Genomic DNA, 10165 nt, shown 5'->3' on the forward strand with positions numbered 1-10165 from the left:
GTACGACCCCCACGAGGACGGTACCGGGCAACCGCTCGACGACAACTCACGCAACCACCCGTTCACCACCGCCGCCGACCGCAGCCCGAACGCAACCCCAAACGCCAGATCGTCGCCGACAAGAACAGACATGCCGTCCAAAACGATCGGCCACCGCTGGACACCCCAGAACTCCCACCCGCCGAACAAGAAGAAAATCAACAACATGTCTCGCACCTACATTCGAGACAGGCAGGAGCGCAACACACTTACGGCTGGTCACCGCCAGTGCGACGTCCTATCGAGACACGACATCAAAGCGGAGAGAATCGACGAAGTAGTGGACCTGCACCTGTTGCTGCTGATCTTCAGCAGTGCGGGACTCGGGAGCGGTCTCGACTCCGTTCTCTCCGGTGATCACCTGTTCGGCAAGCCCATGGTGTCGATCGTCGCCCTGTTCGGTGGCGTGGTGCTCGTCTGCTGGAGCGCTATTCATCTGTTCGTGCTGCGAGGAGCCCCGCGTCTGCTCCTGATCGAGCACGACGAGCACCCCCTGAACTGACGCGCGGGCCAGTGTCGGGGCGTGGCTGTTCGCTGCACGGAAGAGCAGCCACACCCCGGACTGGCGCAACCCGATGCGCGTACACGCAGCACGCACCGTCCTCTCGTCACCATCCCCAACCACCAATGTGGAGATTGCCATGCCCGATCACGACACGCTGCTCGCACGCGTCCGGAAACTCCTCGCCAAGGCCGAGGACCCGGCGGTCACCGAGGCCGAAGCCGAGTCCTACAACACCAAGGCCGCCGAACTGATCGCCCGCTACGGCATCGACCAGGCGCTGCTGGCCGCATCCGGCGCGACCACCGACGAGATCACCCAGGTCACGATCCCGCTCGACAACCCGTACAGCCGAGACAAGGCTGAGCTGCTCACGAACATCGCGCATCCGTTGCGGTGCCGGGCGTTGCTGTACCGGCTCGGCCAGTCGGTCACGGCGGTGACGGTGTTCGGTTTCCGGTCCGATCTGGAGCGCGTCGAGTTGCTGTACACGAGCCTGCTGTTGCAGGCAACCACTCAGCTGACCAGGGTCCGCCCGGAGGACCGCGTGTTCGCCGGGGAATCAGTGGCCGCGTACCGGCGCACCTGGCTGCACGGTTTCTCCGGCGCCGTCTACGAACGGCTCCGCAACAGCGAACACGCCGCCGCCCACACCCACACCACGACAGCGGGCAACCCCTCCGCCGTACTGGTACTCCAGGACCGGACAGCGATGGTCAAACAGGCATACGACGAGCAGTACGGCAACCTGCGCTCAGCACCACCGCGGCGCCTGTCCGGCAGCGGCTACCTCGACGGGCACTCCGCCGGCGAGCGCGCAGACCTTGGCGCGACCCGAGTCGGCCGTCGCCGCAACAGCTAAAACAGCAGGGTGGCGGGCTTCTCCTGGCCTTGTGCCTGGAGTGTTCCCGCCCAGCATGGGAGTTCATGGAGCTGTGGCTGTGCCGCCCTTCGTGAAAGGTGAAGGTAGTCCAGGCTCTTCTTGCATCGAGCCGAACTCGACACATTCGGCCATCCTGGAGATCAGTCCGGTCCAGATGCCCTGAGCGCAGCGGCAGGACGCGTCGTGGCCGTCGCGCTGCTGCCCCGGTGGCCAGACATCGAGCCACCTCGCAATTCTCGTCGTGCACCACATTCGGGCCACTGCTCTCTGGCGAGGACGGCCGACAGCCACGGTTCGGGTCAGCCGGGCGGCACATCCGGCCACCGCAACACAGTCGAACCCCAAGTCACCCCCGCACCAAACGCGCTGATGAGCACCACGTCACCAGGCTTCATCATGCCGTCACGCGCGGCGTCGGCCAGCGCGAGCGGGATGGAGGCCGCGATGGTATTGCCGACCTTGTCGATGTTCATCATCACCTTTTCCGCCGCCAGGCCCAGCTGTTTCGCCGTCGTGTGCAGGATTCTGCTGTTCGCCTGGTGGCCGACGAAGACGTCGATGTCGCTAACGGTAAGGCCGACCCGGTCAAGCACATCCCTGGCGGATTCGGTCATCCGGGAGTACGCGAGGTAGAAGATCTCGGTTCCTTGCATGGCGACGAAGTAGTCGGCCGGCGTCGCCGGTGTGCGGTCCACTTTCTGCCTTGCCCCGCCCGCGGGCACGACCAGCAAGTTCGCCCCGTCTCCGTCACTGTGCAGGTCGATCGGACCCAGTGCCCCTGCCTCGTCGGGCCTGCCCGCACGTAGGACGACCGCGCCCGCCCCGTCGCCGAAGATCGGCATCGTGGCCCGGTCGTCCGGATTGATCAATGTAGTGATGGTGTCCGAGCCCACAACCAGAACGCGCCGCGCTGTTCCAGTGGAAATGAGACCGCTGCCGGTCGCGAGGCCATAGAGGAATCCGCTACACGCGCCGTTGACGTCGAACGCGGGAATCCCGTTGAAGCCCAATGCGGAGGCCACCTGGGGCGCACTGGGGGGACACAGCTGGTCAGGCGTCATGGTCGCCAGCACGAGTGCGTCGATCGTGTTCTCTCCGGAAGACCTCAGCGCCCGCTTACCCGCTTCAACGGCCATCTTTACCGTGGCGATCCCCTCAGTCGCGACGCGGCGTTCACGGATCCCAGTCCTGGTGCGAATCCACTCGTCGGACGTGTCCAGCCGCTGCGCGATCTCGTCGTTGGTCACTACCCGCGGCGGCAGCCAGGTACCGAGGCCGCAGAGCACGGCCGCATCGTTATCGTGCACTGTTCGCATGGCGTCCTTCCGCGGCGATGGTCGTGCTGTGGTACCAGGCGTTCCCTGCCGACTCGGAGATCAGGTCACGCGACTTCGTGAGGTGGTGACGTCCCAGCGACAAAGCAACCCGCTGCACAATGTTCAGTGCCGCGAAGTATTTGTGGAGGAACCCTTCCTGACCGAGGTGGATCCGCACCATCGACACATTCCGGTTCTGCGGGACATCGGCCGAAAGCAGCCGCCGCAGGTTCTCGCCCTTGCGGATGGTGTACTCGTCGTCGTCCTCGTCGGACAGCCAGATCACGCAGTGCCTGCGGTCCGGATCGGACAGTGTGGCCACCTCGCTATGGCAGAACTCATGGAAGAAGTTCCTCGTCGCCGGGACCATCGCCATCTCGTTGAGGTGCATCTTGCACAGTTTCAACAAGCTCTCGTGCCACTTCGGCGAGCTGATCATGATGATATTGGCGTCCGTCGCGGCGGCGGCGATCGACTCGACCAGCTCATGCCCGCCTGCTTCGAGATCGTCACCCAGTATCCCTGCCAGCCTGGCCAGTTCATCGCGGTGGTCGCTGTCGAGCACGCCGAGTCGGTAGAACACGTCCATCAGGATTGCGAAGTACTGCGACACGTGGAAGAGCGGATATTCCCTGTCTGGTTCGGACAGTCGCCAGTACAGGGTGGAGACGCCGGCTGCCGCGCCGAGCTCGGCCAGCTTGCCACCGGAGGTGAGCAGCATGATCTGGTCCGGCCGTCCCCGCAGCGCCTCGAACGCGATGATCGGCTCGGTGGAGTGCCCGCTGTACGAGCTGACGACGTAGAGCGTCTCGTCGTCCAGCGCCGAAGCCGGTGCCAGGAAACGGAAGTCGTAGTCGTTGAGGACGTGCACCTCGACGGGCAGGCGCAGCTCGATGAAGTAGCCGCGGACGATGTCGGACACGATCGCGGAGCACCCCATCCCGGTGAACGCGATCCGTTTGAACCGGTTGGCCGCCAGCCGCTCGCGCAACCCCTCGGTCAGCCCCGCCATCGAGTACTCATCGGGTTTGAGCAGTCCCGGCAAGTACTCCTTTTCGATAAATCGCTCGTACCGATCCAGTCGTGATTGCATGATCAATTCCTTTGTTGGATCAGTGTTTCGTTATCAGGAGACCTCCGGCGCGCGCCGAGAGCGCGCCGGTCTATCCGGCCGTCCGGGGTCAGCGCGGGCGCGAGTGCGCCCCGATCGATCTTCCCGTTAGGCGCCAGGGGAATTCGCGTCCATGACTGAAAGAATCCGGGCACCGAGTAGAGTGGCAGCCGATCGGCGAGGTACTGCCTCAACCGTTGGGCGTCCGGTGGTCGCACGCCGCTCACCGGTACGTAGTGCGCGATCAGCTGCGTTCCGCCCGCCGTTTCGGCGGCGGTGACCACGACCGTGGCGACTGCCGGATGGGTGGCGAGCGCAAGTTCGATCTCACCGAGTTCGATCCGAAACCCTCGGATCTTGACCTGCCCGTCCGCGCGGCCGAGGAACTCCATCGCCCCGTCGTCCCGCAGGCGGGCGAGATCTCCCGTGCGGTACATCAAGGCGCCCGCGCGGTCCGGCCGGAACGGATCGGGCAGGAACCGCTCCGCGGTCAGATCGGGCCGGTCGAGATAGCCGCGGGCGACGCCGTCTCCGCCGAGGTAGATCTCGCCGCGACCACCGGCGGCGACCGGACGCAGCCACTCGTCGAGAAGATACTCGGTCGAACCAGCGATCGGCGTGCCGAGCGGGATCCAGTCCGCGGGAATCGTGAAGTCCACGGTCTGGTGGGACGACCAGATAGTCGTCTCGGTCGGCCCATACACCTGGATCAGCCGCGCCGGTGCTGATTCCTTCCGCACCAGCGAGACGGCCCGGAAGTCCGCGCGCTGCCCGCCGAAGAACAAGACCCGCAGGCCCGCGGCAAACTCGGGAGCTTCCATCGCGAGTTGCTGCAACAACGCCGCGGTCACGTACATCATCGTGACACCGCGTAACACCGTGGTGAGACTTTGCGGAGACAGCAGCACGGATCTGGGCACGACACGAAGCCGCGCACCATGACATAGCGCCGTCCAACATTCGAAGGCCAACGCGTCGAACGAAGGACTCGAAGCGAGTGCGATCACATCTCGCGGCCCCGGGTCGGCATACGCCATGTTCGTGACGAACCAACGCAGCGCCGAATGGGGCACCACAACGGCTTTCGGTGTACCGGTCGAACCCGATGTGTACACGACATAGGCGGTGTGGCCAGGCCGCACTTCTGACGCCGTGCCGCGCTCGACGGAAGGGATGTCGGCCCTGCCGTTGTCATCCACCACCACGATCGGAATGCCCAGGGTGTCGGGCAACCGGCTGGCGCTGGGTCGGTCACCGACGACTACCACGGCTCTCGCTTGATCGGTCATCAAGTCCAGCCTGGTTGCCGGATACTCCGGATCCAGCGCGACGTAGAAACCACCCGCCTTCAACACCGCCAGCATCGCGACCACCAGCGCGGGCGACCGTTCGAAGCAAACCGCGACGCACGTCTCGGGGCCCACACCACGCGCTCTGAGCACAGCCGCCAGCGCGGTCGCCGCGTCGTCCAGTTGGCGGTACGTCAGGTTCATGCCTGCGGCTTCCACGGCGACCGCGTCCGGCTGCCGAGCCACGACCGCGGTGACCATGTCCGGCACGAGCATTCCCCCGCCGTTCATCGCCGCTCCGGACTGTCGCAGAGCAGGCGTTGGACTTCATGGTCGAGTTCCGCCGAGGCAGCGGCCCATCGCCGCTGTCGTTCGGCGAACCGCTCGGCGGTGCCGGCGAGGTCACTCTCGAGCGTCGACAAGGCGTTGTCGAAGGAACTTTGTCCAGGACCACCGCCGAAGTCAGACACTTCTGCCACCGCGGCCGGGTCAAGTTGCCCCTGTCGGATCGACGCGGACCCCGCGACGTCGCGTGCCACGACGTCGAGCGGTTCGCCCGTCTCCAGACCACGCAGCACCAGTCGGCCGACCTCGTGGTGCGCCGTGCGGAACGGCATGCCACCGGCGACAAGGTGTTCAGCCAGCTGAGTCGCGGAGGTATAGCCCTGCTCCGCGCGCTGTGCCATCCGATCGGCGGCGGGCTCGGTGCCGGCTATCACCAGACGTAGCAACACCACCGCCTCGGTGGTGGTCCGCAGTGCCGGCCATAGGTGGTTGACCGCCTCGGTTCCCACGGCGATCGCGTTCGTGTAGCCGCTGGTGTGCATCGAAGACCCCGCCGCGACGAACGCGCCCATGGCCGCGGTCGCCTTGCCCTGAACGTGCTCGAGTACGAACGGGTTGCGCTTCTGCGGCATCATCGAACTGGACCCGACGAGGTCGTCGGGTACTCGGACGAGTCCGAACTCCTCGGTCGACCAGAGTGAGATGTCCTGTGCCACCCTGGCGAGCAGTACGCCTAGCATCGCGGCCTCGGAAAGCAGGCGCAGCACGAAATCCCGGGATGCCACCGCGTCGAGCGAGTTCGTGGCCGTACGGGCGAAGCCGAGCAGACGCGTGGTGCGCTGCTGGTTGATCGCCACCGACGTGCCACCGACCGCACCCGCGCCCAGCGGATTCACGTCCATTTCCTCGCCTGCGAGGAACAGGCCGGCCAGGCTGCGGGCGACCGAGTTGCCGACTCCCATGAGGTAGTGGCCGTAGGTGATGGGGACGGCGGGCTGCCGATGGGTGTACGCGGGCATCGTCGTCCGGCGGTACTTCAGCGCGCGGGTGCGGAGTTCCGCGGCGAGATGCTGTACTTCGTCGATCAGTGCCGTGTAGAGCGGACGGGCCCGCAGCCGGGTCGTGGTGGCGTTGAGGTCATTGCGGGAACGGCCCGTATGAAGCACTCCACCGACGTCCGCGCCGAGCGTATCGATCAGGTAGGACTCGTAGCTGAGGTACCTGCCGCGGGGTGCCGGACGCTCGCGGAGACTCGCGTAGTCCGTGCGCCGCAACGACTCGATCGCGGTGAGCAGCGATCGGGCCTGGCTCGGTTCGATGATTTCCCTGCCGGTCAGCATGACTAGGTGGGCCCGGTCCACTTCGGTCAAGTCGCGCATCTCGGTGACGAGCGGGTCCGGTCCGTCCGGTGCCCCGGAATTGAACAGGATCCGCTGTGCAGTCTCCGACAACGGGGTGACCAACCGTCCGGTGTCCGCAGTGGACGTTGTCGTACCGGTCATCGTGTTCCGCCGTTTCCCGCCGGGCCGAGTACCGCCGCCATCCGGGCGAGTCCCTGCTCGGCCGCGGCCGCGGCGGTACCGTGCGGGCCTGCCACCGCGGTGACGTGACCGCAGCGGTCACGGAAGTCAGCGGCTGGGCCGATCAGGTCGCCAGTGGCGCGGTAGACCACGGCATCAACGACGCCGGGAACTGCTTTTACGGCGGCCAGGGCGGACTCGGTCGCCGTGACCACACTCGCGGTCGCGGCCGTGAGAAACCTGATCGAGGCACCTGTGTGTGCGGCGGCTCTGGGCCGTTCGGCAAGCCCCAGAGCCGCCGCCACCTGGGCGCGTACCAGATCGACGCCGGTCGACAACCGGACCAGATCGGGGATTCGACCACCTGCCAGCCGTGGATTCACCTCGATCAGCCAGGCTTGACCGTCGGCCAACCGGATCTCGGTATGCGCGGCGCCCCAGCCGAGTCCGAGTGCCCGCAGCGCGTCCAGTGCGACGCGGTTGAGAATGTCTACTTCGGACTCGGTAATCCGAGCGGGAACATCGTGTCCCAGCTCGACGAACTGTGGCCGTGACCCAAGATGCTTGCGTACCACTGAGATGACCTCTCCGTCGAACGTCTCGACGGAGTACTCGAGGCCAGGCACCTCACTTTCCACGAGGATCTCCGGTGGCACGGCGAGTCCCCGTTCATTGGTCGTCTTGGCCAGCAGACGCGAGGCATGCTTCGTGACGGATTCTTCGTCGGGACACTGACGCACTCCGAGGCTTCCCGATCCCTGAACCGGCTTGACCACAACGGGAAAGCCGACCCGTCGAGCCGCTTCCCCGGCGTCGGCTACAGTCCGCACCAGCTCAAAGTCGGGCACCTGCACACCGGCGGACCGAAGCACGGCGCGCTGCGTTCCCTTGTCCCGGCAGGCGGTGACGGCCTGCGGGTCCGGACCGGGCCTGCCGATGAGCTTGGCGATTGCGGCGGCTGACGGCACGTAGTACTCGGAGCTGGTGGTAACCGCGGCGATTCTCGCGACAGCGTCGAGGTTGCGTGCGATCGTCTCGACCTCGGCCGGATTCGCGGTATCGGCGACAATGTGCTCGACCTTGTCCGCCGCGAGGTACGGGTACCGCCCGGGGTCGTGGGTGACCACGAGCGGGCGGGCACCGAGTTCCGCGGCCCGCCTGGCGAAGTCCCTGCCGGTCCCGGTGGTGTTGCTTTCCAGTAGCAGCACGACTTCGCTCATCGTGCGGCCGCCGCTGGCAGCACGTCGGTGAGTTCGCGGCGGGCCCAGCTCATCCACGACCAAGTGGGCGCGACGTCGCCAGGGTGCTCAACGTGCGTCGGGCCGGCCTGTGGTGTGAGCGGCCACACTCCGTTGTCACGCAACCAGTCTTCGGAGTAGACGGTCTCCTGGTATCGGTTGCCCTCGTCGGGGAACACGACAACGGTTGTCGCGTCGGGGTTCTCGACCGCCCACCGGTCGGCGACGAGGTACGCGGCACCGCTCGTCGGCCCCATGAACAGGCAATGCGTGCTGTGCAGGTCATGGGTGGCGCGGAAGGTCTCCTCGGCGCCGACCCAATGCACTTCGTCGTACGCCGCGTGCCGGACATTCGGCGGGACAAGACTGTTGCCAAGGCCGCGCACCAGACGCGGCCGGTCCGGCATCCCGAAGATGACGCTTCCGTGCGTGTCCACGCCGACCAAGGACATTTCCGGTGTACCGAGGCGCAGGAAGGACGCGAGTCCGCCGGTTGACCCGCCCGAACCCACCGGGCCGACCAGGCAGTCGATCGGGCCGAGGCAGTCACTGATCAACTCGGCAACTCCCGCGTAGGCCGCAGGGTTGTCCACGTTGTCGTACTGCCCTGGCACGTAGTGGTCGGCGTAGCGGTCCTTGAGCTGGGCCACCCGTTCCAGTCGCGCGCCCTGGTAACCGCCGGCGGCGCTCGGTGTGTCGACGATCTCGACTTCGGCACCCAGACCACGCATGCGGCGCTGCAGGTTCGCGTCGATGGCCGGGTCCCCCACGATGACAACGCGATACCCACGCATCCCGCATACCATCGCGAGGCCGAGCCCAAAGGTGCCCGACGAGGTCTCGATCACCGTGGTGTCCGGTGTCAGTAGGCCGCGGTCCTCCGCCCGGTCGATCATGAACCGGGCCGGCAGCAGCTTCATCACCCCGAACACCGCGGCATAAAGGTTGGCGCGTAACCGGACTAGCCGCGGTAGCTCGGTCGCTTCGATGATCGAGCTGTAAGCGTGTGAGCGCTCACGTACGGACTGGCTCAGCATCACCGGCCCCCCACCTGGAAACGCCACTGTTGAGCGAACCCGGCCTTGCGCAACAAAACCGCACCGTAGTCCATCTTCCCCTCCATGTCTGGGTCTTCGCGGTCGAACAGGAGCCCGGCGATGTCGCCGCTGTGCGCGACCTGCAAACCGATGCCGCCGGACCGCGACGCGATCCCGGCGAGCTGATCGAACTGGGGCACCGGCAGATGCCGCTGGTTGATCCGGGCACTGGCCGTGGCCACGCTGCCGAGTAGCCGCGCGTCGCCGTCGGCGATCGCACGGCGGACCAGCGCCCGCAGCACGCGGAACTGCTCGATCTCCCATGAGCTGTACCTGGCCGGCGAAAGCGCGATGGTGTCGACGCCGAGTCCGTGCTCACTGGTGCCGAAGCCGAGGATCTCCAGCGGGACGAAGTCGGCGTGGAAGTCCTCGATCACGACCCCCTCGAGGTGTGCGAACAGCACTGTGTGCCGCTCGAACATGATCGAGTCCGAAGCCTGCTCGGCACGTATCGCGAGAGCGGCCGCGACATCGTCGGCGGGTGTCTCGGCGAAAGCGTCGTACACCGCGAGAATGGCCCCGAGTACATCGCTAGTGGACGATCCGAACCCACGACGCAACGGCGCGCCGCCAATGATTTCCAAGTGCCCGCCCGCACAAGGCATGCCGAGTTCCCGCAGTGCGAGTTCGGCGGCCGCATGTGCCTTGTTCTTCCAGTGCGGCTCCACGGTCAGCTCCTCGGATTCGGCGGGGGTGAAGGTCGCGGTCACCGAGTGGAGGTCGCAGGGCACGGAGATCAGACCGCGCACCAGCCGTCTGCCGTCCGGGAAGACCCCTTGCAGAAACTCACCGTGGTGAGCCCGTACCGCTACCTGTCCGGTCCGGCCGTCCGTTCCCACACCAGCCGTACTGTCCACATCGGATCGCGTGATCATCAAGTCCACC

Annotated in this window: 9 protein-coding genes; 2 read left to right on the forward strand and 7 right to left on the reverse strand. The window is 66.2% G+C overall.

The features are described from left to right. Window positions 1-541: hypothetical protein (locus tag ACM6LU_RS30225; RefSeq protein ID WP_414941202.1), on the forward strand; the 541-nt coding region annotated here is incomplete at its 5' end. A 139-nt stretch (window positions 542-680) separates the two neighbouring features. Next, window positions 681-1403, forward strand: a complete 723-nt coding sequence (locus tag ACM6LU_RS30230; protein WP_414941203.1) for a DUF2786 domain-containing protein — start codon at window positions 681-683, stop codon at window positions 1401-1403. Between the two features lie 320 nt (window positions 1404-1723). Here ACM6LU_RS30230 and ACM6LU_RS30235 read toward each other — a convergent pair whose 3' ends face one another. The 7 genes from ACM6LU_RS30235 to ACM6LU_RS30265 are packed head-to-tail and all read right to left on the reverse strand — an operon-like array spanning window position 1724 to window position 10155. Further along, on the reverse strand, window positions 1724-2740 hold the full coding sequence (locus ACM6LU_RS30235) for a beta-ketoacyl-ACP synthase III (RefSeq protein WP_414941204.1): 1017 nt from the start codon (window positions 2738-2740) through the stop codon (window positions 1724-1726). Next, window positions 2721-3833 (reverse strand): SIS domain-containing protein, encoded by a 1113-nt coding sequence (locus tag ACM6LU_RS30240; protein WP_414941205.1) that lies wholly within the window; start codon window positions 3831-3833, stop codon window positions 2721-2723. Before ACM6LU_RS30240 ends, ACM6LU_RS30235 begins: the two co-directional genes overlap by 20 nt. Before the next feature lie 2 nt (window positions 3834-3835). Continuing rightward, a complete protein-coding gene (locus ACM6LU_RS30245; RefSeq protein WP_414941206.1) occupies window positions 3836-5431 on the reverse strand; it encodes an amino acid adenylation domain-containing protein in 1596 nt (531 codons plus the stop codon). Further along, window positions 5428-6927, reverse strand: a complete 1500-nt coding sequence (argH, locus tag ACM6LU_RS30250; RefSeq protein WP_414941207.1) for an argininosuccinate lyase — start codon at window positions 6925-6927, stop codon at window positions 5428-5430. Before argH ends, ACM6LU_RS30245 begins: the two co-directional genes overlap by 4 nt. Further along, window positions 6924-8165: an ATP-grasp domain-containing protein gene (locus tag ACM6LU_RS30255; protein ID WP_414941208.1), complete on the reverse strand. Its 1242-nt coding sequence runs from the start codon at window positions 8163-8165 to the stop codon at window positions 6924-6926. Before ACM6LU_RS30255 ends, argH begins: the two co-directional genes overlap by 4 nt. Beyond that, entirely contained in the window at window positions 8162-9220 is a 1059-nt protein-coding gene (locus ACM6LU_RS30260; RefSeq protein ID WP_414941209.1) for a cysteine synthase family protein, read from the reverse strand. The genes ACM6LU_RS30255 and ACM6LU_RS30260 overlap by 4 nt, the downstream gene beginning before the upstream one ends. Beyond that, window positions 9220-10155, reverse strand: a complete 936-nt coding sequence (locus ACM6LU_RS30265) for a kinase (protein ID WP_414941210.1) — start codon at window positions 10153-10155, stop codon at window positions 9220-9222. Before ACM6LU_RS30265 ends, ACM6LU_RS30260 begins: the two co-directional genes overlap by 1 nt. Window positions 10156-10165: the final 10 nt, after the last annotated feature.

The sequence above is a fragment of the Amycolatopsis sp. cmx-11-51 genome, assembly GCF_047608665.1.
GTDB lineage: Bacteria > Actinomycetota > Actinomycetes > Mycobacteriales > Pseudonocardiaceae > Amycolatopsis.